This is a genomic window from [Pantoea] beijingensis, from assembly GCF_022647505.1.
Lineage (GTDB): Bacteria > Pseudomonadota > Gammaproteobacteria > Enterobacterales > Enterobacteriaceae > Erwinia > Erwinia beijingensis.
Map to the genome: position 1 here is coordinate 2,078,355 of NZ_CP071409.1, position 25,473 is coordinate 2,103,827.

The 25,473-nt window shown below is 48.6% G+C and carries 27 protein-coding genes and 1 pseudogene; 20 read left to right on the forward strand and 8 right to left on the reverse strand.

Translation table 11 applies throughout. The features are described from left to right. The first annotated feature begins 187 nt into the window (after window positions 1–187). The 7 genes and pseudogenes from J1C60_RS09310 (at window position 188) to J1C60_RS09340 (ending at window position 4,705) form a co-directional block, all read left to right on the forward strand. Complete coding sequence (locus J1C60_RS09310) at window positions 188–877, forward strand: glutathione S-transferase family protein (protein ID WP_128174430.1); 690 nt, start codon at window positions 188–190, stop codon at window positions 875–877. 442 nt (window positions 878–1,319) lie between these two features. Next, window positions 1,320–2,471 (forward strand): XopAK family type III secretion system effector, encoded by a 1,152-nt coding sequence (gene xopAK, locus J1C60_RS09315; protein WP_128174428.1) that lies wholly within the window; start codon window positions 1,320–1,322, stop codon window positions 2,469–2,471. 153 nt (window positions 2,472–2,624) lie between these two features. Beyond that, window positions 2,625–2,749, forward strand: a pseudogene (locus J1C60_RS09320) (IS481 family transposase); the annotation flags it as partial. 225 nt (window positions 2,750–2,974) lie between these two features. Then, entirely contained in the window at window positions 2,975–3,400 is a 426-nt protein-coding gene (locus J1C60_RS09325) for a helix-turn-helix domain-containing protein (protein WP_235859140.1), read from the forward strand. Window positions 3,401–3,499: 99 nt separating this feature from the next. After that, window positions 3,500–3,922, forward strand: coding sequence for a hypothetical protein (locus tag J1C60_RS09330; RefSeq protein WP_128174426.1), 423 nt, complete (start codon window positions 3,500–3,502; stop codon window positions 3,920–3,922). 28 nt (window positions 3,923–3,950) lie between these two features. Continuing rightward, window positions 3,951–4,226 (forward strand): ECs_2282 family putative zinc-binding protein, encoded by a 276-nt coding sequence (locus J1C60_RS09335; protein WP_128174424.1) that lies wholly within the window; start codon window positions 3,951–3,953, stop codon window positions 4,224–4,226. Continuing rightward, complete coding sequence (locus tag J1C60_RS09340; protein ID WP_128174423.1) at window positions 4,226–4,705, forward strand: hypothetical protein; 480 nt, start codon at window positions 4,226–4,228, stop codon at window positions 4,703–4,705. The genes J1C60_RS09335 and J1C60_RS09340 overlap by 1 nt, the downstream gene beginning before the upstream one ends. Before the next feature lie 277 nt (window positions 4,706–4,982). On the opposite strand, the gene J1C60_RS09345 is transcribed toward J1C60_RS09340, so the two are convergent. Together J1C60_RS09345 and J1C60_RS09350 are read right to left on the reverse strand one after the other, a co-directional pair. Next, a complete protein-coding gene (locus J1C60_RS09345) occupies window positions 4,983–5,426 on the reverse strand; it encodes a hypothetical protein (RefSeq protein ID WP_128174421.1) in 444 nt (147 codons plus the stop codon). Further along, window positions 5,413–7,725 (reverse strand): N-acetylmuramidase family protein, encoded by a 2,313-nt coding sequence (locus tag J1C60_RS09350; RefSeq protein ID WP_128174419.1) that lies wholly within the window; start codon window positions 7,723–7,725, stop codon window positions 5,413–5,415. The genes J1C60_RS09345 and J1C60_RS09350 overlap by 14 nt, the downstream gene beginning before the upstream one ends. Before the next feature lie 504 nt (window positions 7,726–8,229). Here J1C60_RS09350 and J1C60_RS09355 point away from each other — a divergent pair. From J1C60_RS09355 to ydfG, 3 genes are all read left to right on the forward strand, one after another. Then, window positions 8,230–8,817: a YceI family protein gene (locus tag J1C60_RS09355; protein ID WP_128174417.1), complete on the forward strand. Its 588-nt coding sequence runs from the start codon at window positions 8,230–8,232 to the stop codon at window positions 8,815–8,817. 121 nt (window positions 8,818–8,938) lie between these two features. After that, window positions 8,939–9,334 (forward strand): VOC family protein, encoded by a 396-nt coding sequence (locus tag J1C60_RS09360; protein WP_128174416.1) that lies wholly within the window; start codon window positions 8,939–8,941, stop codon window positions 9,332–9,334. 211 nt (window positions 9,335–9,545) lie between these two features. Next, a complete protein-coding gene (ydfG, locus tag J1C60_RS09365) occupies window positions 9,546–10,292 on the forward strand; it encodes a bifunctional NADP-dependent 3-hydroxy acid dehydrogenase/3-hydroxypropionate dehydrogenase YdfG (protein WP_128174414.1) in 747 nt (248 codons plus the stop codon). Between the two features lie 30 nt (window positions 10,293–10,322). On the opposite strand, the gene J1C60_RS09370 is transcribed toward ydfG, so the two are convergent. After that, a complete protein-coding gene (locus J1C60_RS09370) occupies window positions 10,323–10,649 on the reverse strand; it encodes a YnfA family protein (RefSeq protein WP_128174412.1) in 327 nt (108 codons plus the stop codon). Window positions 10,650–10,789: 140 nt separating this feature from the next. Between J1C60_RS09370 and J1C60_RS09375 the strand changes: the two genes are divergently transcribed. Beyond that, the gene (locus tag J1C60_RS09375) at window positions 10,790–11,137 is read left to right on the forward strand and encodes a DUF1283 family protein (RefSeq protein ID WP_128175034.1); all 348 of its coding nucleotides are present in this window, start codon (window positions 10,790–10,792) and stop codon (window positions 11,135–11,137) included. Window positions 11,138–11,188: 51 nt separating this feature from the next. Next, a complete protein-coding gene (locus J1C60_RS09380) occupies window positions 11,189–11,488 on the forward strand; it encodes a DUF1161 domain-containing protein (RefSeq protein ID WP_128174410.1) in 300 nt (99 codons plus the stop codon). 50 nt (window positions 11,489–11,538) lie between these two features. On the opposite strand, the gene J1C60_RS09385 is transcribed toward J1C60_RS09380, so the two are convergent. Then, window positions 11,539–12,993 carry an MDR family MFS transporter gene (locus J1C60_RS09385; RefSeq protein WP_128174409.1) on the reverse strand — a complete coding sequence of 485 codons (1,455 nt, stop codon included), beginning with the start codon at window positions 12,991–12,993 and terminating at the stop codon, window positions 11,539–11,541. Window positions 12,994–13,421: 428 nt separating this feature from the next. Here J1C60_RS09385 and J1C60_RS09390 point away from each other — a divergent pair, with 428 nt between their 5' ends. Genes J1C60_RS09390 through osmV form a run of 4 tightly spaced genes read left to right on the forward strand, consistent with a single transcriptional unit; the run spans window position 13,422 to window position 16,883 of the window. Continuing rightward, window positions 13,422–14,138, forward strand: a complete 717-nt coding sequence (locus J1C60_RS09390) for an ABC transporter permease (RefSeq protein ID WP_128174407.1) — start codon at window positions 13,422–13,424, stop codon at window positions 14,136–14,138. Between the two features lie 20 nt (window positions 14,139–14,158). Then, complete coding sequence (locus J1C60_RS09395) at window positions 14,159–15,082, forward strand: glycine betaine ABC transporter substrate-binding protein (protein WP_128174405.1); 924 nt, start codon at window positions 14,159–14,161, stop codon at window positions 15,080–15,082. 14 nt (window positions 15,083–15,096) lie between these two features. Beyond that, window positions 15,097–15,744 (forward strand): osmoprotectant ABC transporter permease OsmW, encoded by a 648-nt coding sequence (gene osmW, locus J1C60_RS09400; protein WP_128174403.1) that lies wholly within the window; start codon window positions 15,097–15,099, stop codon window positions 15,742–15,744. After that, complete coding sequence (gene osmV, locus J1C60_RS09405) at window positions 15,744–16,883, forward strand: osmoprotectant ABC transporter ATP-binding protein OsmV (protein ID WP_128174401.1); 1,140 nt, start codon at window positions 15,744–15,746, stop codon at window positions 16,881–16,883. Before osmW ends, osmV begins: the two co-directional genes overlap by 1 nt. Window positions 16,884–16,912: 29 nt before the next feature. Here osmV and bioD read toward each other — a convergent pair whose 3' ends face one another. The 3 genes from bioD to J1C60_RS09420 form a co-directional block, all read right to left on the reverse strand. Then, window positions 16,913–17,578: a dethiobiotin synthase gene (bioD, locus tag J1C60_RS09410; RefSeq protein ID WP_128174399.1), complete on the reverse strand. Its 666-nt coding sequence runs from the start codon at window positions 17,576–17,578 to the stop codon at window positions 16,913–16,915. Between the two features lie 127 nt (window positions 17,579–17,705). Beyond that, window positions 17,706–18,923, reverse strand: coding sequence for a sugar metabolism global transcriptional regulator Mlc (gene mlc / locus J1C60_RS09415; RefSeq protein WP_128174397.1), 1,218 nt, complete (start codon window positions 18,921–18,923; stop codon window positions 17,706–17,708). 152 nt (window positions 18,924–19,075) lie between these two features. After that, the gene (locus J1C60_RS09420; protein WP_128174395.1) at window positions 19,076–19,963 is read right to left on the reverse strand and encodes a LysR family transcriptional regulator; all 888 of its coding nucleotides are present in this window, start codon (window positions 19,961–19,963) and stop codon (window positions 19,076–19,078) included. A 98-nt stretch (window positions 19,964–20,061) separates the two neighbouring features. On the opposite strand from J1C60_RS09420, the gene J1C60_RS09425 reads away from it, so the two are divergent. The 4 genes from J1C60_RS09425 to xopG all read left to right on the forward strand — a co-directional run bounded on the left by J1C60_RS09425 (window position 20,062) and on the right by xopG (window position 23,763). Continuing rightward, window positions 20,062–21,321 carry an MFS transporter gene (locus J1C60_RS09425; RefSeq protein WP_128174393.1) on the forward strand — a complete coding sequence of 420 codons (1,260 nt, stop codon included), beginning with the start codon at window positions 20,062–20,064 and terminating at the stop codon, window positions 21,319–21,321. A gap of 125 nt (window positions 21,322–21,446) precedes the next feature. Next, entirely contained in the window at window positions 21,447–22,376 is a 930-nt protein-coding gene (gene tus / locus J1C60_RS09430) for a DNA replication terminus site-binding protein (RefSeq protein ID WP_128174391.1), read from the forward strand. A 221-nt stretch (window positions 22,377–22,597) separates the two neighbouring features. Continuing rightward, the gene (locus J1C60_RS09435) at window positions 22,598–23,104 is read left to right on the forward strand and encodes a CesT family type III secretion system chaperone (protein WP_128174390.1); all 507 of its coding nucleotides are present in this window, start codon (window positions 22,598–22,600) and stop codon (window positions 23,102–23,104) included. After that, entirely contained in the window at window positions 23,101–23,763 is a 663-nt protein-coding gene (gene xopG, locus J1C60_RS09440; protein WP_128174388.1) for a XopG/HopH/AvrPtoH family type III secretion system effector, read from the forward strand. The genes J1C60_RS09435 and xopG overlap by 4 nt, the downstream gene beginning before the upstream one ends. A 112-nt stretch (window positions 23,764–23,875) precedes the next feature. On the opposite strand, the gene fumC is transcribed toward xopG, so the two are convergent. After that, window positions 23,876–25,273, reverse strand: a complete 1,398-nt coding sequence (fumC, locus tag J1C60_RS09445) for a class II fumarate hydratase (protein ID WP_128174386.1) — start codon at window positions 25,271–25,273, stop codon at window positions 23,876–23,878. Window positions 25,274–25,473 lie beyond the last annotated feature (200 nt).

Genomic DNA, 25,473 nt, shown 5'->3' on the forward strand with positions numbered 1-25,473 from the left:
AGGCCCCTAAAGAAGAAATCAGGGTGAAGGAGCAATCTGCAACGATCGGGATAAATAATGTACCCTCGCGCAGGGAATTTTATTCCTGACGCATAACGTGCTGGATTGATTTGTCTCCCTGTACCTCTCGGCACTGAACATCCAGCGCCTCATGACTTGTAAGACTTTATCGTTACTCCAGGAAACCATGAAACTAAAACTTTTTCATTATCAAGGTGTTCGTAGTAGTCGCGTAAAATGGCTTTTGCATGAGCTTTTTGATGATAACTTTGAGCTCGAATTAGTCGATTTATACAAGGCAGAACAGTATGCGGCGCCGTTCGTAGATATCAATCCAAACCACGCGGTACCGCTTTTACAGGTTACGCTACCGAATGGTGATCCCTTTAATGTCATTGAAAGCGGGGCTATCACCACGTTTCTGGCGGACAGTTTTTCCGAAAAGAACCTGGCTCCGGCGGCGGGGTTTTCCCCGGAGCGTGCGGAATATCTTCAGATGATATTTTTCGCATGCGCCACTTTTGATATGGCCTTATGGCAAATCAGAGTGCATACGCACGTCCTCCGCAATAGTGAAAAAGATGAACGCGTTGCGCAAAGGTACAGAGAAAAGATTGTGCAAGAAATTGAACCTCAGTTACTTCAAAGGCTGGAGAAACAGCCTTTTATATGTGGTGAATTTTCGGCCGCGGATTGTGTCATGGGGCACTGCGTGATGTGGGCGCAGGCTTACGGTTTGTGCACAGATGTCGTCTTTGCAAAATATGTTGAACGTTTATCACAGCGTATCGCTTTTCAGAAAGCCTACTCAGACGCCTATCTTTTTGAGCACCAGGTACCCGAATCCAGTCCGGCGCTGGAGTATTTTTCTGGCTAGCGTGTCGCTTTTCAGAATCCAGCCAGAGATACTGCGCAACAAGCCAGTCGTACTGGGTAAGGTCAGATCAGGCATCGATGTAGTTCCGCACGCTATATCAACGATGCGCTACGTGAATTTTGCAAGGTCTATGGGCAGCCCAATGGCTTAGAATTCTGATTGCGAGTCGAAGGGATTTAGATTGCGAGCCGCTACAGCGAAGCCTGTTCCGAAGGAAAAAAATTCATGCTATTGCTATGACGTAACGATAAAATGGAACTGCTATATAATCTGGATACACATATAGCTTAATCGATACAAAGTGTTCAGGGCGTCTATGTATAACGTTACCCAGTCTAATAATTTTCGCAATCATTACATTTCTAATTCCACTTATCCCTCGCAGTTGCCAGCGATCAATAAGCATTCTCTACGGAGCCTGACAACAGCCCCCGATCAACGCGTGGCATTCGCGTTGAAGTCGGCCATTGACCATGGCCGACTGGACTTGGAAAGTGCTAACGAAAATGGCGCGCAACTTATTGCCAGCTTCGTTGACCCGAATACGGGTCAACCCAGTAGCGCGACTCTCTCTTTTAGTCTTTCACAGGAAGCCGATCTTAAACTGACCAGTGTAAATTTCGGCCCTCATCGTCAATGGTTGAACGGTCCACAAGGCTTGTCCGTTCCCCTACCGGGAGAAAATCCGAGTCACGACGACTTGCTGTGGAACATATCACAGCAAAGTGCTCTTGCTCCTCATGATGGACGCATTAATTCACGTATGCAACAAGCGACAGGCGCCTATGGCATGCTTAAAGACCTTGAACATAGTCGAGCTCAAATTGTTGCTACTCTCAGGCCCCTCAACAGCTCGTTAGTTGATGCATTTGGTAGCCAGAGCAGTCGCAGGAATGAATACAGTCATCGCCTCACGCAGATAGATTCGCAAATTCGTGAGATGGAGCTTCGCCTGAATATGTCTGTTCGCGGTCTACGCTACCGCCCCATTAACGATGCAGACCGGGCTCCTTACCTTGCTCTTGAGCATCAGCACCGTGATTTGTTTCGCAGCAATAATGTGCGGCAAGTTCCCGAAGATGCACCGATGTTAAAGGGTATCGTAGACGTTGATATGGATGAATACGTGGCTATCAATGCTGACGATATGGCTTCGGGTATCCAAGGGATTGGGACAAAAGGGTTGGGGCCCTGTGTCGCCGTTTCCGCTGAAGGTAAAGACATGCGGGGAAGACCCGTTCTGGGAATGACGCACTTTTCAGGGATCGAAACTGCGACTGACACGTTCGCGGAGCTTGACGAACTTATGCGAAGTAAGGGGGCCCTGGGAAGAGTGGATTTCAGACTCGCTGGTGGGATGATGATGCCTAAGGGCTCCGGACTTAGCGAAGAAGAAGAAGAGGAAGAGGAAAGCGGCAGCCTTGACAACGAAACAAATCTGCTGGCGATGAGGCATTCCTACAACATTATCGGTGCCAAATTGCACGTATGTGAAGGGGAACAGAATCCACTGACGGGTGAAGACTTAATGACCAATGCGGTCTTAATCCCCGGAAGAATGTTTTTTCGGCGCAACGATCTTTACGAGTCTTAAGGTGGGGTGAATCGAACTTTTTAAGGGTTGTCGTACATGTTGTCGCGACCTGATCTGACACTGGACCTTGAAAGGTTGAGAGTTACCGGTTTTGATATGGGTGTCTGATCCTTATACAAAACGCGAGGTAACTCTCATGATTCATACTAACTTTATCGTTATCAGGAACTGGCTGCAGAAGGCGGTATTGACGCGCTGGTTAACCAAAACCGCCGGGTTCCTAACCTGAAGAACCGTGCCGATGAAGCCACTGTGAACGGGCGGTTGTTGATTATGCCCATAAGCCAGCGTGGTAATTGTTGGGATAATGCCGTGGCTGAAATGGGTACTTGGTACGGATCGTTACAATCAATTTAACATAATATACATTATGCGCACCAATGATGAGGATAGCGGAATCTGGCGGGAATCGTTGACACTGGCCGTCAACTGGCTACTATCACAGTGATTCAAAATCATCCGTTTCTCCAAACGAATCAGAATCAAATGTCTGTCAGCAGTAAGTGAACGGCCTGACCTCACCAATCAGGCCTTTCATCCAGTTGCAGTTGGTAAACTCGACTTACGAGGAGCTGGCCGAAAAAACAGGTATTAGCGTAAGTACCCTCGTCAGGATCGCGTCCGGCAAAACTGAGCCTAAATTCAGTGACATCATTCAGATAGCAAAAATTACCGGTGCAGACCTGAACACCTTAGCTTATGGCTATGCTCTTGATGTTAAAGAAGAAGCAACAGAGCGAAAGCTAATCACTTCTGCGGACGGATGTACTGACGAAGAAACCACGAACGCCCATAACTTCATCGTGTGGAACATCAGGACATTGGATAAACAGGATATTCTTGCACTTGCAAGGCAGGTTTCCGCATTAAGTTCATACACTTATAGTACGAAAATGTTTATGATAAAAGCGGTGTCTGGGGAAGAGTAAAAGGATTAACAGTCTCAGGAATGAGACTAACGTGCAGTATTACCAACACTGCACGTTCTTTATTGTGCGAATTTTGAACAGTGAAAAAGGATCAAAAGGATGAGTAGAAATAACGAAACAAGCGGCGTTGAACTGGTTGTCGTGGGCGTATTTGCTTTCTGTCTGGCAGTTGTTGCCTGGCTAATGAAAACTTTCGATGTTGAATGGCAAACAGCACTGGAAACTGCGCCTAGCCTGATAGTGTGGCTGCTTGTTGTCGGGGCGGGGATCTTTTTCGGGATCAAAATGGAAACAGGTCTTGTTCGCTGGGGTGCTCCACTGGCGATCGCCCTTCTGATTCCGGTATTCAAACCAATTCTTAAGGAAGCTGCCGGAGTACGTGAAACGGGTGGATTGGTTTTCGATGATATGGTTTCGTGGTACGGAACTGGCTGGGGAATGTCTCTGATGTTCTTTGGGATTCTTATTGTCGGATATGGCCTGCTTTATTGGTGGCACAGAAGAAATTCATATTACTGGTAATCAATAAAACGTAGAAGAGAGAAAATATATGAAACTGAATCCTGAGAAATACCATAGAAATATCACCCTGCTATGTCCTGTGTGCGGAAATACAGAGATGGAACACGAGGATGAGTCTGAAGTTGTCAGATGTGTAGGCTGCGGGAAAGAATTCACTAATGATGAGTTAATCCAAGAAAACGGGGTGAGTATTGACGCTCATGTGGATGAAATAAAAGAAGAGTTAACAAAAGATATTCAAAAACAGTTTAACGATATGCTCAAAAAGGCATTTAAGGGAAGTAAGAATATAAGGATTAAATAATGACAACAAGTGATGCTATTGCTTTAGCTGCGCTTGTAGTATCGATTTACACTATCATATCATCAGAAGCGAAATCGAGAAAAAGCGATAGAGAACAAAAGGTTATAAAGGATGAGCAAGACAGGTTACGTAAGTTGCTTCTGGAAAAAGAAACAAAGTCAGCAATTAATGAGATGAAGGCTGAGCTTGGTGCTCGTCTCGTAAAAATAGCCAAAAACAACTATAGGCTCAAGATATTTAATAGAGGAAAGGTTGAGGCTAAAAACATAGAGATTCATTTCCCTGATAACGATGGCAATGAATATCTTTCAATGCATGATGTAGAAGATAAATTTCCATATGAGGTATTACACCCGCAACATGGGATTGAAATCTTAGCGGGTATAAGCTTTGAGAGTAAAACTAAATACCGAATAAAACTCATATGGGATGACAATTATAAAAAAAGGAATGAAGAGGAGTTTTTCATTTCTATATAAATTGGTTCGCACAATGACGTTATGCTAAAGAGGCCGCTGCGGGATTCGATTTTCGCAGCGGCCTTTTCAACATAACGAGTCGTACATTATGCGCACCTAGATTGTAGAGACTCAATAGTAATGTCCGCCTGTAGCTCAATTCAGATTTGGCAAAAGAGCCACTTGAGGTTTGGTTCGCACAATAACGCTATGTGTAAATAGGCCGCTACAGTGCTCGATTCTCGCAGCGGCCTATTTAACATATCGCGTGTTACATTATACGCACCAAAAAAAGGATCTACTCACAACCAAGAACTGAGCCCTTATCACAGGCCAGTTTTGCCGACAAATCACTAAGGTGATCAATGCCAACGGACTTACAATCGTAAACAGATTCCTTCTTGCTATTCAGGTTCGTAACACTAACCCCACGGCTTTCACTCTCATCCTCATAATTACTAAATATCGTGTATTTATACCCTGTATTTACAAACGACACGTTGAAGTAATCAGTTTGAAATCGTGAGTAATGATTGTATTTAAACCTTGAATAATCATTACCTTTCGACTCATAGTTAAATTCAGTTTTGCGGTCTTTCGATAAGGTGTACCGAAGTACACCGTTGTTTTCATCTAGTTTGATTGTTCCTTTTACAGTGTCGCACACAAAATATTCATTACTCGCAAACGATGAACCACACAGAAACATTGCCGCTAACGCAAGTAATTTATAATGACGCATTATAATTTCTCTCCATTTTCAAATCATATCCATTCTGTCTTGGTCCGTTATATCTTTTTGCAAATGAAAGCCAGTCTTTAGTCCGAATGGAATGCAATAAAATCCTATCAGCCTTAATGAAGCTAACGAATGCTTTTAACTGATTTTTTTCAGACTTGCTTAATGCAAAAACGAAATCCTCAGGGCTGGCGTAGCCTGCTGTGACGAAGTTCGATGCTAAAATCTGAAACTTACCCCAAGATGCCGATTTCAAAGCAGCTTTCTTGTCTAAGGCATACGCTTTGGCTAGTTTTGTATACTGTACTGATGTTGCACCATATCCACCCGCAATAGAGTTTGATATATCTTCGAACTGATCATATTTCCCATTTGTATATTTATGAAAGTGATGCCTTTCAAATAATATCGCAGGAACATAATCATCGTTATCTTCAAATTTAAAATAGGAGCCATAAGAACCAGTTTCTGTTTTTGCTACAGCTTTAATTGCTGCAACTTCGCATACCAATTCTTTTGCAGCCTCTTCATAATCAATATCATCAATTTTGTCTCCATTATAGAAATTAATAAATTCTATAGGAGTTAATTCCCCATTAACAGGAGTCTTGGGAAACTCTGCACTTCGTAATATTTCCATAAACTCAAGCGGATGAAAATGCCATACAGACTGCTGACTGGCGAACTGCGGCACCTTATCCATCCAGCGCGTCGCATCCAGAAATCCCCCGTTGGCCATCTTCACAACAGGACTTTCATCCCTGACCTTAAATACCGGCGACCAACGTGTATCATCGCGGGTACTGTGCCAGTCGCTGTCGTGTTTCACTATCAGCCGCCGCGCATATTCTGAGATGTTCATCTGGTTGGTATGCAGTGCACCAAACAAATATTGGTCCTGAGATTTATCGGGATACGGGTTCGGCGGTCTTCTGTTTTCAGCGTTGTGGATCAGGCTGTCATAATACATTTTGGCCTGCGCGAACTGTGGTCCTTTTTCACCGTCAAAGTGAGAGCTGATGCTTTTCAGGGCATCAATCAGCCAGCGTTCATCCAGCGTGCGCGTAAAATCGGTTGTGTGTTCAGCTTCAATACAGTGAAAGTTTAGTCCCGCTAAAACATGCTGACTGAGCTGCTCCACGTCGTTTTGGTGCATCCACGTATGCGGGCGGATTTGAAAGTATGTGACCCCGGTTTTATCCGTAAACGGGTACGTGGCATCACGCGGAATAATTTTTCCGGCATCGGCGCGGGTCATGGCGCTCATCTGCTCAAAGGTACTTTCCTCGCCCTCCCCGTTTCGCAGGTACAGCGGCCGTTTCAGCTTCAGCTTAATGAACTGTTTGCCCGTTTTAATCCCCTTCACGTTTGCCACGAAATCAGGCACATGTTCATCGAGGCTCAGCAGCTCGATATGGGCTTTATAGTCCGTGGTGATAATCTGCGGATGGTTATCTTCGTCAGCCAGATCCTGAGCGCCGAGGAACCCGACCGCATCCCCTGCTTTCACCGTCACTTTCAGTGGCGCAGGTGGCACCACCACATTATCAAACATGCCGTGATTCAGGGCGCTGTGCATCCAGTCAGGCAGACACACATAACATTCGCCGTCAGGCTCCAGATATTCAGGGCGCATCGAGACCCAGAACAGCTCCCCGGCGGGCTTACCGTCCTGAAGACGCTGCACCAGAGCGAACGGCTCCGGCCGTTGTTCCAGTAAAAACGATTTCTGTTGCAGTACGGCAAGCGTGTCGCCCTGCACGAGCGTTCTGGCGTGGCCGTGTTTATTTGCCAGCACGTCCGGCGCAATTTCACGGCTGTCATCATGGCGGGAATGTTTACGCATCCGCACGCCGTGACCTTTCTGCGTGACCCGGTAAAGTGGGCGTTTCGGGAAGTCTGACAATGGCGCGATGTGCATGTAAAGCTGGTACAGCGTCAGCCAGGAGGATTCATCCTGCTCGTCGGACTTGTACACTGATTTAACCAGCACAAAGGTGCCGGACTGGCGCAGGGGGCGTTCCTGATAACACTCGATAGCCGCGTAATCCCGGTTAACCCGCCATGCCACCACCTCGCCGTCCATCATGAACTGGAGCGGCACCGATTTTTCTGGTGTTTCCTGGCTCAGCACCGAGGCCGGAGAGGATGACATCCCGACATGGATCCCCCCGTGCCAGTAACGATTTACGCCGAGTAACCACCAACCGTGGGCGTTTTTGCGAATGTCGGTCAGCAGCTCCTCATAGTTCTTATAGTCCCGTCCGTCGGCTTTCCGTACCGGATAACGTATGTTCATCATCCATTCTTCCTTAAGTTAAACCTCCAAAACCATAATCATCGCAGGGAGTTAGGACAAAGGGGAGAATAATTTATGCAAATTTTATTACTGCCATCACCTGAAGCAGAGCAAACGTGATAACATCCGTTCCCGCTGGCGGCGGCCACCAGAAATGTTGATAAAAGAGCCAACTAAAAGCATTAATTGAGCTTTGACATTCCAGGCGAGATTTACAGGTTTTCGGTCATGTTTCCTCCCACACGCAGACGCGCCCCCAGCTTGTCCAATCCGACCTGCTTTCTCAGCGATATTTTACCTTCACCACGCCGTGTTTTTCAGACGGGGCCTTCAGCTCGCGGCATTGGCTTTGCGGGAAATGATTCGGCTCCTGGATTCCCTCATCCATAAAAAGATGCTCCGATCTTTGAATAGAAAAGCCGACTCAAGCGTTAGCTCTTTATGAAGTGCAACTTCTTCTGACTGGTCAGCGTGTTGCTGATTGCCTTTTCTTAACGGAGCAACACCATGTGGACTTTACACCGAACAACTGCGCTACTGTTTTTCACTGGCGCATTATATTCCTCAACGGCGTTGGCGACTCAGCATAGCTATCAGATTGATTCCGCTTCTGCTTCCGGAAAGTTGTCATGGCTGTTATTTAATGTTGCCCATTCTGGTGCTGATTTTGCTGAGGTCAGTGGCAATATCGTTCTTAACCCGGAGGACTCTACTGATGATAAGATCACCGTTCATATTCCCGTGGGCAGCATTGATTCCCATAATGCTCTGCTTAATAAGCAATTAAAAAGCGAGTCTTTCTTTGATCAGCAAAACTATCCGGAAGCATTATTTGAAAGTCAACGCGTTGTAAAACTGACCGGTGACCACTACCAAATCTATGGCTCGCTCAAGATAAAAGGTATTGTGCGGCAGGTTATGTTAAATGCAACGCTCGATCAGGGAAATCCGGCTAAAATGCTGGCCAGTCATCAACATATTGGCTTTACCGCATCAACCAGCATTCATCGTTCATGGTATGCAATGACACAATATCGACCGATGGTCAGCGATGTTATTGATATCGCCATTGCCGCACAGGCAACTGAACGATGAGATAAACGTTCGGCCCCCTCCGGACGTTCAATAAAACCCTAAATACAGCAGCATTTTGGGCAACGGCAAACTACGCTTAATGAACGCGTTATTTTACCTTTCATTCAGCCGGGAGTTTGTTATGTCGCGTGTTCAGGGTGTTGATCACATCGTATTGTCAGTCAGTGATTTTGCTGTTTCTAAAGCGTTTTATGGTGGTTTGTTTGCGTTTTTGGGATTCGAAATAATGGACGAATTCCCCGAAGCAATGGGCTGGAGTAATGGTTCTACGCGCCTGTGGATTTACCAGGCGGATAAATCAGGTTTAGCGCATCCTTACCGTAAAGGCGACCCCGGATTTCATCACTATGCCTGGTCGCTTCGCAATCGTAAGGATGTCGATGAACTGCAAACCTGGCTCAGGGAAAATGACGTAGAAATCGTTGATGCCGCTGGCGAATATTATCCCGATTACTATGCGGTATTTTTCCTCGATCCTGACGGCATGAAGCTTGAGGGCATGTATTACGGTAAATGACACCAGGACCTGGCTATCTTGCTGGTCACCGCCCTCGCCTCCTTCGCACTTAGCGTTATGGGGCTGGTGGCTTTGATTTCGACGATATCAAGCCAATCAGTCACTTGGCTAAATGAGCCATTCCCGCATCCTATTCTTATCAGCGCCTGGCTGAAGTGCTAAGGTGTTTATACTTGGTATATCCCCTTTAAATGTATTGAGGAACAGAGTAATGATTATTTTTGTTACGGGTGCGACTGCAGGTTTTGGTGAAAATATCACACGTCGTTTTATTGCTGCGGGTCATAAAGTCATCGCTACAGGGCGCCGTACGGAACGTTTGCAAGCGTTGAAGGATGAGCTGGGCGACGATCTCTTTACACTGCAACTCGATGTGCGCAATCGCGCAGCCATTGGAGAATCCTTGGCAAGCCTGCCACAAGCATGGCGTAATATTGATGTGTTAGTGAATAACGCCGGGCTGGCATTAGGTATTGAACCCGCGCACAAGGCCAATGTAGAAGATTGGGAAAATATGATCGACACTAACAACAAAGGGCTGGTGTATATGACGCACGCCCTGTTGCCGTCCATGGTGGAACGCAATGTTGGTCATATTATTAACATTGGCTCTGTTGCAGGAAACTGGCCGTATCCCGGAGGCAATGTTTACGGTGCAACTAAAGCCTTTGTACGCCAGTTTAGTCTTAATCTACGTGCTGACCTGCACGGTACGGCGCTGCGTGTGACGGATATTGAGCCGGGCCTGGTGGGCGGTACAGAGTTTTCCAACGTCCGCTTTAAAGGCGATGATGATAAAGCAGGCCAGGTTTACGATGGCACCACCGCATTAACGCCAGACGATGTAACCGAAGCCGTTTTCTGGGTCGCGACGTTACCAAAACACGTCAACATTAATACGCTGGAAATGATGCCGGTAAGCCAGACGTTGGCGGGTTTAAAGGTTCATAAAGGTTGATTCTTGCTGATGGCCGCATTGATGCGGCCATCAGACTTTCCCCCAACCCGCCACGATAATAAGCATTCCGCTCAGTGCAATAATCGCACCTGTCCAATCATATGCGCTTAACTTAACGCCATCAATAAACCGTAACCACAATAGCGCGGTCATCACATAAACACCGCCGTAAGCGGCATAGACTCGTCCCGTTGCTGCCGGGTGCAACGTTAACAGCCAGACAAAAAATATCAAGCTGAGTGCCGAAGGCAGTAACAGCAGTGCGCTTCCACCTTTTCTTAACCATAGCCACGGCAAAAAACAGCCGATAATTTCAGCCAATGCCGTCAGGAAAAAGAGCAAGGTTGTTTTTAGCATCAGATAGAGAATCTCTCAGAAAAGTAAACAAGCAAACGCTGCGACTGGTGAGTCTTTGGGCGCCGGTGATATAATAACAAAGATTGTCACAGCAGCCTGCCATTGAGGTTGGTTGGCGGTTTAAACTTAAGGAAATTATGATGAAAATTGTGCATAAACGCCTGTTGTCTGCCCTTCTTCCCCTGACCCTGCTGGGCAGTATGTTAGCGGTGCAGCCCGCAGCCATTGCCAACACCGACCGCCTGATTATTGATAATGGTAATAACGCGCTGAGTAATGAACAGGCGCGTCAGGAAAAAGAGCAGTTTGATGATACACGCATGCTGCGTAAAAAGGTCAACAGCCGCGTTGAGAAAGAGTTTGATAAAACCGATCGTGCCTTCGATACGCGTGACGCCTGTGAAAAAAGCTACAACGTAAATGCATATTGGGAACCGAATACATTACGCTGCCTCGATCGCAATACCGGGCGCCCGGTTACCCCCTAATTTGTGACAACTGCTATGCTTATGACTGTTTTTTAGCAAAAGGATAATGTGATGAAAACATCTACATGGGTTTTGGCCGCTTTGTGCCTGGTTGCGCCTTTAGCCGCTCAGGCTTCATGCGACTCAGTGAAAGCGGATATCAGTCAGAAGATTATCAATAATGGCGTTCCGGAATCAGGTTTCACGCTGGATGTTGTACCCAACGATCAGGCCGAACGGGCGGGAGGCCAGGTTGTAGGGCATTGTGAAAACGATACGCAAAAAATTGTTTATAAGCGCAGCGATAATAGTGAAGCTGAAACCAGTGCTCCATCTGAAGCAGGAACGACGCAGGATACGGGCACGCAATAAGTCACAACTTTTTTCAGGCCGGCCATAATGGCCGGCCTTTTTTATCTGCCTTACTCCGGACGTTGTTGCGGCATCCAGCGCGCAATAAGCAAGCTCAGTAGCGCAATCATTACCGAGACAAAAAATACCCAATGTAGCGACGCTGCTATCTGCGCGGTCATGTGGTGCAACAGAGTATGCGGCAGTGACTGCCGCTGGCTCTGAGACATGAGTTGCTGCACCGGATCATCATGTTCCGGTAACTTTATCTGCAAATTATAATTCAGAACCGCCCCCATTATGGCGGTGCCCAAGGCTGAGCCAAGCATACGGCTGAACATGATTGAGGCCGTACAAATACCGCGGATATGGAACTCAGCGCTATTCTGCACCGAGACTAAAAATGTCGTACTGGTCATACCCATCCCTGTGCCGATGACAAAAGCTGAGAAGGCAGCGTAAAGCACTGAGCTGTCGGCCTTCAAAACCAGCAATAACGCTGTCCCCGTAATCAACAATAAAGCACCAAGTTGAGCAGTAAAACGGTAGGATGTGTGCAGCATCAGACGCCCGCTCACGGCGCTGGCCAGTGGCCAGCCAATAGACATCATCGCCAGTGCACTCCCCGCCTGAAGGGGCGTACCGCCATTAATTCCCTGTATCCAGGTAGGTAAAAATGCGCTGATACCCATCATCGCGGCACCGATAACCAGGTTTCCGGCATTACCCGCCACCAAAACCTGATTACGCCAGATCGCCAGCGGGAACAGTGGCTCTTCGGCATGCTTTTCGTGGTGGACCAGCGCATAGCCGGAAACTAACGCGATAACAACAAACAGTATTAACCATGCGCCCAAGTTCTCAGCCTGTAACAGCGCAATTAATAATGAAGAAACGCACAGCATGAGCCAGCTACTGCCGGCAAGATCGAGATTGTGTCGCTTTTCAAGCTTTATGGCTGGTAGCCAACGCGCCAACATCAAGACCGATACCAGACCAATAGGTACATTAACCCAAAAAATCAGTGCCCAGTTAAAGTGCTGAACGATCCATGCTCCAGTTAGCGGCCCCGTAATGGCTGCCACTCCCCATACGCTGGATAACCACCCCTGTATTCCGGCTCGCTCTTTGGGCGTGTAAATATCAGCCACGATGATTGAGGTGATCGGCATAATCGCTCCAGCCCCCAATCCCTGAAAAGCACGAAACAGGATTAACCACCCCATGCTGGTCGCGAACCCGCACAATATCGAGCCAAGTAAAAACAACGAGGTACCAATAAAGAAAACGCGCTTTCTACCCCATAAATCGGCCAGGCGACCATAAATGGGTACGCTTACGGCCTGCGTGAGTAAATAAATAGAAAACACCCAGCTAAATTGAGAAAACCCACCAAGCTCAGCAACGATGGTAGGCATCGCCGTTGCGACAATAGTGACCTCTATCGCCGCCATAAATATCGCTAACATGGATGCCACTAAAATCCAATGGCGATGAGTCACCTGATGTTGAATATTTTCTGACATTTTTTTCCTTTCCCGTTTTTCTTAAGCCTGGCTCATAACGGCGATCAAAAGTTTCCAAAAGTGCGTTTACTGTAATTTGTGACGGCGTCACTTATTTATCAGTACGTTTTTGTCAATTGATGCGATGCCAGATAACACGCGGTCTGCGCGCCTTTTTACGTAAAAACTATCTTGCTGATTTTTCCCATAAAACTTGTCATGGCCGATAACAGGCTGCTATAGCTTTAACGGTGCTTTTTTATTTTTCACGATGAAAAGGCGGCGACGATAACACTTTTGTCGGTCCTGACGGTAAATACGGTTTTGGAAATCGCCTGGCAATATTATTTGTGATTTCTGTCGATTTGCCACTTTCATGGCATAACAAGGGTCGCTTCCCCTCTCCCGGTGGAAGCGGACTCAACGCGGTATCAGGGAGAATCCTACCCATGCAAAATTCAACGCTCGCTAAGCGTGCAGGCCTCGCGGTTCTGTTCATTATTGTAGTGCTTGGGCTGTTGGTTTACGGCCTCGGCATCGATACCATCACCTCACGCAAAGTCGATTTACTCTATCTCGGCCAGCAACACATGTTTTTGGTATTCTGGTCGATGCTGTTTGCGCTGCTGATTGGCATTCCCAGTGGAATTATCCTCAGTCGACCTTTTGCCCGTCGCTGGGCAGAGTACGTGATGCAAATTTTCAACGTGGGAAATACCCTCCCCCCGTTAGCGGTCCTGGCGCTGGCCATGGTCATTATTGGTATCGGCGACCGCCCGGCTATAATTGCCCTTTTCCTCGCCTCACTGTTACCCATTGTGCGTAATACTTTCTCCGGGCTTAACGCGGTTCCGCCTTCTCTTCTCGAAGCGGCAAAGGGGATTGGTATGACCAAGATGCAACGCCTGCAGCAGGTTGAAATCCCCAATGCATGGCCGGTCATTTTATCCGGGGTCCGGATTGCTACGGCGGTCAACGTTGGCACGGCACCACTGGCCTTCCTGATTGGTGCCAGTAGCTACGGCGAAATGATTTTTCCTGGCATTCTTCTTAACGATTTTCCCACATTGATTTTAGGTGCGGCAGCTACCGCTCTTTTCGCGCTGATACTCGATATGCTGCTGGCCGGGCTTGGTCGGGTGCTTAGCCCGCATACCGCCGGTTAAAACAATAAAGGAACTTTGCTATGGCAAACGCCACTATTTTTACGCGCTGGGTTCGCACCCTCGCCTTTGCACTGGGCATTTCACTGGCAGTGAGCCATGCGGCTTCAGCAGCCCCCTTGACACTGGCCACCAAAAACTTTACTGAGCAGCACATCCTCTCCGCGATTACCGTGATGTGGTTGCAGCATAAGGGTTTTGAGGTAGACCCAAAGACCAATCTTGCTACCACCATCGGCCGTAACGCCATGGTGAACAAACAAATTGACATGACCTGGGAATATACCGGTACCTCTCTGATTATATTTAATCATATTGAGCAGCGTATGCCGCCGGAAGAGGCTTATCAGACAGTCAAAAAGCTGGATGCAAAAGTAGGTCTGGTTTGGCTGGATCCTGCTCCGATGGATAACACTTATGCTTTTGCGATGAGGCGAGACCGCGCAGAAAAAGAACATATCTCAACCATGTCAGAGCTGGTGGCCAGGGTTGAACAAATCCGCAAAGACGACCCCGAAAATAACTGGATGTTAGGATTGGATTTAGAGTTCTCAGGACGTTCCGATGGTATGAAACCGCTGCAAAAAGCCTATGGTTTTGCACTGGATCGTCCACAAATACGCCAGATGGATCCCGGGCTGGTGTACAACGCTATCCGCGACGGATTTGTTGATGCCGGGCTCATTTATACGACCGACGGGCGCGTAAAGGGGTTCGATATCAAGGTCCTGAAGGACGATAAAGGGTTTTTCCCGAGCTATGCCGTGACTCCCGTTGTACGAAAAGAGGTGCTGGATGCTAACCCGGGCCTGGCAGAAGCCTTCAATCAGCTCTCTCCGCTAATTACCAATGAGGTCATTACCGACTTGAATAAAAGGGTCGATATCGACCATCAATCTCCGCAGCAAGTTGCTCGCGATTTTCTGAAATCTACCGGCCTGCTCTAAGGAGAACCGTATTTATGGATACCCTCCATTACATCATAAACAACTGGGGTTATTTGTTGCAGCTCACGACGCAGCATCTATGGCTGGTGGCATTGGCTGTAGGTTTAGCCATTGTTATCGGTATCCCGATTGGCATCATGATCGTACGCGTCAAATGGCTTGCAACACCGGTTCTCGGGCTGGCGACTATCGTATTAACCATCCCTTCTATCGCGCTGTTCGGACTGATGATTCCGCTCTTTTCGTTGATCGGTCAGGGCATTGGCGTAGTGCCTGCAGTGAGCGCGGTATTCCTTTATTCGTTACTGCCCATTGTGCGTAATACCCATACGGCCCTGGAAAATATTCCACCCGGCTTGCGTGAAGCGGGCCGCGGTATCGGAATGACATTTTGGCAGCGCTTACGCTGGGTCGAGATCCCAATGGCGCTACCGGTTATTTTTGGCGGCATCCGCACTGCGGTTGTCATGAACGTTGGCGTGATGGCTATCGCCGCAGTGATTGGGGCCGGAGGCTTAGGCATACTCCTGCTGGATGGCATTAGCGGCAGTGATATTCGCTTGCTCATTTCCGGCGCATTACTGATTTGTCTGCTGGCAATTATTCTTGACTGGCTGCTACACCGCTTGCAGTTAGTTTTGACTCCTAAGGGGATTCGATAATGATAAAACTGGAAAACCTCACAAAACAATTTACTCAGAAAAACGGGACGATGTTTAATGCGGTAGATAATGTCAGTCTCGACGTGCCTGAGGGCGAGATGTGCGTACTCCTCGGCCCTTCCGGTTGCGGTAAAACTACCACCTTAAAAATGATTAACCGCCTGATTCCATCAACCCATGGCAAGATCCTGATTAACGGTGAAGATACCAGTCATCTTGATACGACAACGTTACGGCGTAACATTGGTTACGTCATTCAGCAAATTGGTTTGTTTCCCAATATGACGATCGAAGAGAACATTACCGTAGTTCCGCGTATGTTAGGTTGGGATAAAAAACGCTGCCGGGAACGGGCGACCGAGCTGATGAGCATGGTTGCGCTCGATCCTGCGAAGTTTTTACATCGTTATCCAAAAGAGATGTCGGGTGGTCAGCAGCAGCGCATTGGGGTTATTCGTGCACTGGCTGCCGATCCGCCCGTGCTGCTGATGGATGAGCCCTTCGGTGCGGTGGACCCCATTAACCGCGAAACGATACAGAATGAGTTTCTTGATATGCAACGCCAGCTAAAGAAAACCGTAATGCTGGTGAGCCACGATATTGATGAAGCGTTAAAACTGGGCGATCGTATCGCGGTGTTTAACCAAGGCAGAATTGTACAATGTGCCAGCCCGGATGAATTGCTGGCGAAACCAACCAACGAGTTTGTCGGCTCATTTGTTGGCCAGGACCGCACGCTGAAGCGCCTGCTGCTCGTTCAGGCCGGTGATGTTACCGATCAGCAACCTACGATTACCGCCAGAAAATCGACACCGTTGTCAGAAGCATTCGCCATTATGGACGACCACGATATGCGCTCTATTACCGTAGTTGATGAGGATGAAAAACCATTAGGATTTGTAAAACGCCGCGAAGCGCGTGGTATGCAGGGCGAATGCGGCGATATTTTGCATAATTTTTCCGTTAGCGGCCGGGCGGAAGAAAACCTTCGCGTCGTGCTATCCAAACTCTATGAACATAACCTGGTTTGGATGCCAATTGTCGATGAAGAAGGCCGCTACAGCGGTGAAATTTCCCAGGATTATATTGCTGATTACCTGAGCTCTGGCCGGACGCGTCGCGTTCTGAATCCTGGCTAATATCAGTGCGGGCACCGGCGAGTGCCCGCTTATTTGAGAGCGGACAAATCGATATAACGTGCTAAATCGCGCTCTTCTGCGCGAGGCAGATAGGGTAATTCGCCCAGCAGTGGAGCGTTAATTCGCTCGTGAAGCACGTTAATGATATCGGCATAGTGTGCAAGCCCGGGATTAATACGGTTTGCTACCCAACCTATCAACGGTAAACCATCATGGGCTATCGCCTCAGCGGTGAGCAGCGCGTGGCTGACACAGCCCAATTTAATCCCAACAACCATTACCACCGGCAACTGTTCTTTCACCGCCCAGTCTGAGAGAGGATGCAAATCATTCATCAGGCTACGCCACCCGCCAGTGCCCTCAACCACCACCGCATCTGCCTGAGACTGGAGGTGATGAAGACTTTGGCTCAGGCGAATATAATCGACAGGTTCATCCCGGTTTGTGCTGATCTCATCGTCCTGCAATGTAACGGGATTAATCGCGTCGTAGGACAGGCAAAGCGAGGAAGAGGACTGGAGTACCAATGCATCCTTATTGCGTAATCCCTCTGGCGTGGCAAAACTGCTTTTTGCAACCGGCTTATAGCCGACTACGCGCGGATAATCCCCCGCCAGTTTCTGCAGCAGCGCTCTTGAAACCACCGTTTTCCCTACGGCTGTGTCCGTGCCAGTGACAAATATACGACTAAACATGGTATAACTCCGACAGGCTAACTACGAAAATTAATAACTTTTGGTAACGTATTCAGTCGGGAAATTGTAAAGGAACAGGAAAGCGTGAGGATTGCGTTAGCGCAATATTTTATGGATCGGACGTGCCCTAACCTTGTAAAAGTTTAACCAGCAGCGAACCGTTGTACATCGCATCTTTGACCAACGCCGCACCAGGCATTGTCCCAAGGTTTAGGTACTGTGTGGGTTCGACGGCGATATGTCCGCTATAAGCCGGGAGAGATTGCTGGCGAATACAGGCGCTAATGGCGGGGAAAAGAATATCGGATGCGCGGTTTAACGGTGAACCAATCAGTATTTTTTGTGGGTTAAACAAATTCACCATGATAGCCACAATACGACCAACGCTATGTCCTGCGCTGGTAATAATGTCTTTTGCCAGTTGATCCCCCTCCAGTGCGGCATCACAGAGTGAATCAACCGTTAACGGCTGGTTATGCAGGCTGGAAGCGGGCGAAGTTTCCAGCCGCTGATGGGCCAGCTCCAGCATACTGCCGGTACTGGCAACCGTTTCAAGACAGCCATGGTTCCCGCAATAACACTGCTTACCATAGGGATCAATCTGAGTATGCCCAATTTCAACCAGCGAACTGCTACCGCTATGCAACAGGCGGCCGCCGGTTATAACGCCAGCGCCTACGTTGTGATCGATAACCACATGTATAATATCCCTCGCCCCTTTGGAAGCGCCAAACAGCGACTCTGCCATGGTCCAGGCACAGATATCATGCTGAATAAATACCGGCAGGCCCGTGCGGTTTTCCAACTCAGGTCCCAGTGGCATATCCACCACATCGTAAAAAGGCATGCGATGCACGATGCCTTTTTGCGTATTGATAATACCCGGTAGCGTGATCGCAATGGCCGTTAAGCGCTCAAGCTTACTTTGATGCCGAATGAAAAAGTGATCAATCTCACTGATAATTCGCGGGAGCAATGCCTCATTGGCTTGCGCCGGTAACAGAAGCTGCTCTTCAACCACCAATTGGCTACTCAGATCGCGCAGTGCTAAGGTGATTTCGCCGGTACTAATACGTACGGAGAGATAATGCCAGGCCTGCGTGTCGAGGATGAGACCAACGGCAGGCCGCCCCCGGTTTCCCATCTCCTGAAATTCCGTTTCCTGTACCAGATGGGCTTCCAGCATTTCCCGCACTATTTTCGTAATGCTGGCGGGCGCAAGCTGAGCGCGTTTCGAGAGTTCGATGCGTGAAATAGGTCCAAACTGATCTATCAGGCGATAAACCACACCAGCATTTGTCTGCTTGATCTGATCGATGTGGCCAGGCTGACTTTCCGCTATCACAACTCCCGCTCCCGCTTATTTTCGCGCTGCAAAATAAAACATTTTAGCTATGGTGAAACACTTCATTGATGCCGTCAAATATTTGATTCGATTTGTGATTTACTGCACATAAAACACCTTAGCGCGCGCGGAAATGAAGCAATTTCCCTCCGTTAGCCAGCGAGTAGCAGGGCCATCATCTTCTTCATTAATGCACTGTGCTCTGAGCGCTTTGACCAGACCAACCACACTTCCGACAACGCATCAGGCTCCTGTAAAGGGATCCAGGCAACATCTGTAAGGTGTACGCGACGAAAAGACGCCGGCAGAATTGAAACCCCTAATCCGGTAGAGACTAACCCTAAAATTGTCATGGCCTCCCCCGCTTCCTGGGTAATGTAAGGCTGGATGGCATAACGGTGCAGGAGGCCAAGGATTTCAGTGTAAAGTGCCGTGCCGACCTGTGGATCGAAGAAGATGAACGGTTCTGTTGCCAGCGCGGTTACCGATATGCTTTGCTGATTTGCCAGCGGATGAGCTTTGTGAACAATTGCGTAAAGTTTTTCGCGCAGCATGAGCTGATGGTCAAGCGTTTCCGGTAAAGGCGTATTGCGCATTACGCCCAGATCAAGGCGTCCAGCATTGAGTGGCTCTAATTGTTGACGCGTATTGAGCTCTTGCATCTGCAAATGCACCTCGGGATAACGCTGGCGGAAAACAAAAATCGCATCGGATACTGCGGCAATAAATGGTGCTGACGAGGTGAAGCCAACGCGTAGTTCACCTTCGTCACCCATATGTAGTCGCGCCGCCTTATTCGCTGCTTGTTCGACGTGCAGCATTATCTGGCGGGCATCAATCAGGAACTGCTGGCCGGCCGCCGTCAACGCGACGCTCCTGTTCGTTCTGGCCAGCAAACGCGCACCAATATGCTGTTCCAGTATTTGGATCTGTTGGCTTAACGGTGGCTGAGAAATGTTTAAGCGCTGCGCTGCACGTCCAAAATGGCGTTCTTCGGCAACGGCGATAAAATAACGCAAATGTCGCAGCTCAATATTCATATTTTTAAAGTATCATTTGAGATTATTAATATATTAGACATCATAATACAGCTAACTTATGGTAAATGTTCCGTTTTGTTTGTTACCAAGGACCCGTTGTGAAGCGTTCATCACAGACAGCGATGCTGTCTGACCCTGCCGCCGTCAGACGAATATCTTCCGCGCCTCCCGCCAGCACTCTTTTTATCAAACGTGGTACGCCACAGTTTATGCGCGTTACCCTTTCACTATTTTCTGCCGGATTGGCGACGTTCGCCCTGCTTTATTGCGTGCAACCGATTATGCCGGTGCTGTCTCATGAGTTCGGTATTACGCCCGCAGAAAGCAGCGTGTCGTTATCCATTGCCACCGGACTGATGGCCATAGGCTTGCTGTTTACCGGCCCACTTTCAGATGCGGTTGGCCGTAAATCGGTCATGGTGACGTCACTCTTGCTGGCGTCAATATTTACCCTATTGTCCGTAACGATGACCAGTTGGCACAGTATTCTGCTGATGCGTGCGCTGATCGGTTTGTCGTTGAGCGGCGTAGCCGCAGTTGGTATGACATATCTGAGTGAGGAAATTCATCCCAGTGTGATCGCCTTTTCCATGGGATTGTATATCAGCGGCAATTCGATTGGTGGCATGAGCGGCCGGTTACTGAGCGGTGTGATAACTGATTTCAGTTCCTGGCGCGTTGCTGTGGCGGTCATTGGCTGTTTTTCTCTGGCATCTGCATTGATGTTCTGGAAAATCCTACCCGCTTCACGCCATTTTCGTCCGGCTTCGCTAAAGCCGCGTAGTCTGATGATCAATTTCCGACTTCACTGGCGTGATGCAGGATTGCCGCTGTTATTCGCCGAAGGATTTCTGTTGATGGGCGCGTTCGTCACGCTATTCAACTATATTGGTTATCGCTTGTTAGCCGGGCCCTATTTTCTCAGCCAGGCGGTGGTTGGATTGCTATCGTTGGTCTATTTGACGGGGTCCTGGAGCTCACCCAAAGCCGGTGCGATGACAGTTCGTTTTGGTCGCGGTCCAGTGTTGCTGCTTTCTACCATGATTATGCTGTTGGGGTTGTTGTTGACGGCTTTCAGCTCAATATGGGCAATTCTGCCGGGTATGATGTTATTCACCTCAGGTTTTTTTGGCGCCCATTCGGTGGCCAGCAGTTGGACCGGGTTACGTGCGCGTCGCGCCAGAGGCCAGGCCTCCTCATTATATCTTTTCAGCTATTATGCGGGGTCCAGCGTGGCAGGTACATTAGGCGGTGTGTTCTGGCATCATTACGGCTGGTCCGGTATCACGTGTTTTATTAGTTTCCTGTTATTAATCGCACTGTTTGTCGGTTACCACCTGAAAAAACGCAGTGTGTAATCTTCATCATGGGCGATAAAGCGATCGCCCTTTCTTCCTGATTAAAAAAATGGAACGCTATAGCGGATGTTTGCACGGTATTAATGATATGCTTAAATTGTATGTTGTAACTAATGTGAGTACTTATGGATCGCTACGACGCCGTTGCGGCACTTAACCACTGTGTCACTAGACTGGAAAATGAGCTGGAAACATTACAAATGCAGCTGTCCTCGCTGCCCTTATTGGCTGCCCGCGTGTTTTCCCTTCCCCCGATAGTGAAAGGCAAAGAGCATGATGCCATTGAACGCATTGCAGTAACCCAGCATTTGGCAGAAGAAGCCCGGCAAATGGGCCTTCAACATTATTGCCGCCTGTTTATGCAGCATCAATCAGAGAACCTCAGTACCAAAGCCGCCGTACGTTTGCCCGGCGCACTCTGTTTTGAAGCCTCGCCGCAGGAAGCCGCTCAACTCAGCCAGCAGGTTACAACCATCAACCAGATTAAGGCCCGGCTGGAACAGGTCATTACGGTTGAATCCGGGGTTGAAAGTGAGGCACGGTTTGAGTTTGTGCATTCACATTTACGCGGGTTGATCACGCTTAACGCCTATCGAGCCCTCACCCTACTCGCTGCACCCGATTCGGTACGCTTTGGCTGGGCTAACAAGAATATCGTTAAAAACGTCACGCGAAATGACATTCTGGAAAAGCTGGAAAGAAGTATTAAAGCCGGCCGTGCAATAGCGCCATGGACGCGCGAACAATGGGCAGAGAAAGTTTATATGGAGATTGAAGCAATAAAATCGCTGCCTGCAAATGCCAGACTAAAGATTAAGCGGCCGGTGAAAGTACAGCCGATCGCTCGTATCTGGGATAAACAGCAGCAAAAACAGACGCAGTTCGCGTGCCCTTCTCCCCTGCTAGTCCTCTGCCCCGATCGCGTATCCGTTCCCATTTTGGGAGAACTGCTCAATTATGATGTGAATAACGTCAAACACCGACACAAACCGCAAGCAGAGAAGTTGTTTGCCATTATTCCGCGCCTGCATCTCTTTAGCGATCGCTTGTTCTGACCACACGAGGCCTTCTTCACGCTGCTGAAGGGGCTGATGCGTAGTGAACCCGCCTGCATTAATCCTGGGCATACACTTCATCGTTCCCATATCAGTGAAGATATTCAGGTTCCCCGTCTCAGCGAGCAATACCGTTTTACATTGTTACAAATTACCTCAGGAACCTGCTACGAATACCAGCCACATAATCCCCACATATTGGTTAGAAAATAGAGATAACTATGGCCATTGCTGAACAGCTCTATCATAAACTCCAGCCACTGTTTAAACAGCTGAACGTGCCCGCGATTGAATTAAACCCTCATGGGTACTATGCGTTAACGCTTGAGGGGGGCCAGGAGGTTTTTCTGGAGCTAACGGAAAACAGGGATCTGGTAATGATGGGTATGCTGCCACTGCCGGAAAACCCAGGTGAGGCTCTGCTGCTTGAACTATTACAAGCCAACCTGAATATCGAACAACAGCCCGCCATTATCATTGCCGCAGACAAAGAGCGCGCGCAACTGGTGCTTTGGACTTCCTTGCCGTTAAATGAGCTGCACCACGACACTCTCATTTTTTTATTTGAACGCCTTGTTTTGACATTGTCGGTGATTGGTCGATGGTGCCAACCCGCGGTCCCACAAGGACGTCAGGCAACAACAGTGGAAGAAAAACGCTTACTTCAGCGCCGTCATGTTGAAGCGCTGATGTCACAACGGAAAAACAATACGGAGGAAAGAATATGAATACGTTTTCTGCCAGTCGAGTGGCCCCCCATATCACGATTGAACACTACAGTCAGGAAAACTACGCAACCGCTGAAAGTGCATTACAAAAGCTGAATAGTCGCCCTAATGGTAAAAGTCTGCTGGACGAGCTGCGTAATCTCAGCACCGATGGCCGTTACGTTAAAATAAAGGTGACGTCGGCTGCCACAGTTGCTGGCCCGTTCCTGACTGAATCTCAGGGCAAACGCTTTGATATGCATCCGAGTGAATACGATAAAGAACATAATATGAAAGCGGTTCAGCTGGCCCAAAAGCAATCATTAGGAAAGAAAGGAGAGGGAACATGCGCCAGCGTATTCTGGAACCCACGCCACTCTGTTGCTGTTGATTCACATGGCGTCCCAATGCTCTGGGAGGATAACGCGCTGGCATTCGTATCTCTGGGCCATGAACTGGTACACAGCTATCGAATGATGAAGGGGACATATACCGGTGGGGATTCAGACCGTCACGATCCTAAGACGCCAGCCGGACAGGAGGAGTCGCGAGCGGTGGGTATAGGTAAGTACGCTAATGAACCTCTGTCTGAAAACGGTATTCGTCAGGAACACGGCTTGCCGCTACGTCAACAGTATGCTCCTTTCGGTAAGGAAACCGGCAACCCCCGTCGCGTTTGATTCAGGGTAAGTTCGGAACGGAAAGACTGCAGGCCCCTGCAGTCTTGAAATGCTTGCGAAGAAAAGCCACCCGGGCCTCCACGCACGGTCTTCCATCCCCTTTACCGCAACGCTATGATTTCATGCTGCCAACCATATCTTCCGGACGAACCCAGCTATCGAACTCTTCCTCCGTCAAATACCCGAGTTCGAGTGCTGCACCTTTCAGCGTCAGTCCCTCTTTATGGGCTTTTTTCGCAATTTCTGCTGCCTTATCGTAGCCAATGTGGGTGTTCAATGCGGTGACCAACATGAGTGATTCATTGAGTAGCTGGGTGATGCGATCGCGATTCGGCTGGATACCTACCGCACAATGATGATGAAAACTCTCCATGCCGTCCGCCAGCAGACGAAGCGACTGGAGAAAATTATGGATAATCATGGGCCGATAAACGTTCAGTTCGAAATTACCGGACGCTCCGCCCATATTGACCGCAACGTCGTTCCCCATCACCTGACAACACAGCATGGTCATCGCTTCACACTGTGTTGGGTTAACTTTACCTGGCATAATTGAACTGCCCGGCTCGTTTTCAGGAATGGCAATTTCCCCGATACCACAGCGCGGACCGGAAGAGAGCCAGCGGACATCGTTCGCGATTTTCATCAATGATGCCGCCAGTCCTTTTAGCGCACCGTGAGCATGGACCAGCGCATCGCAAGTTGCCAACGCTTCGAATTTATTGGGTGCGGTAACAAAGGGTTGCTGCGTCAGTTCGGCCAGTTCTTTCGCTACACGCACGGCATATTCTGGATGCGTGTTCAAGCCGGTTCCCACCGCGGTCCCCCCCATCGCCAGTTCGGCTAAATGCGGAATAGTTTGCTCAATGTGCTTCAAATTATGTTCCAGCATCGCCACCCAGCCCGAAATTTCCTGCCCCAACGTTAATGGCGTAGCATCCTGCAAATGCGTGCGGCCAATCTTTACGATGGTTTTATAGGCTTCAGCCTTTTCCTGCAGCGTCTTTTTTAGCGTGCTCAGTTGGGGGAAAAGTTGCGTCTGAACGCCGATAACCGCGGCAACATGCATCGCCGTAGGAAACACGTCATTTGAGCTTTGGCTCTTATTGACATCATCATTGGGGTGGACCAGCCGCGACATACCGCGTTCTCCTCCCAAAATTTCGCTGGCGCGATTAGCCAACACTTCATTCATATTCATGTTGGTTTGCGTACCGGAACCGGTTTGCCAGATCGCAAGGGGAAACTCACTGCTGTGTTGACCCGCGAGAACTTCATCGGCAGCACTGATGATCGCCGCCGCGCGCTCCTCAGGCAACAAACTTAAATCGCAATTCACCTTAGCGGCAGCGCGTTTGGTCAATGCCAACGCATGGACCAGCGCGGTCGGCATTTTCTCCGTTGAGATACGAAAGTGTTCCAGCGAACGCTGCGTTTGCGCGCCCCAAAGTTTATCGGCCGGTACATCGACAGGTCCCATTGAATCTTTTTCAATGCGGTGGGCTACCATAACTACCTCCTCCATCACAACTGGTTGTTTTAATGGTTATTTTTCTCATCCTGATAAGGATATCGAACGCGGTTAGTCATCTGAGACATACCATGATTTAACCTTATGCGCCGCATACGTTCTTACTGCCCTTCAGGTTCTCATCTCAACCGCCAAAATCACCCTGAGATCGTCAAGTATGGGTGCGTTCGTTTCTTGGG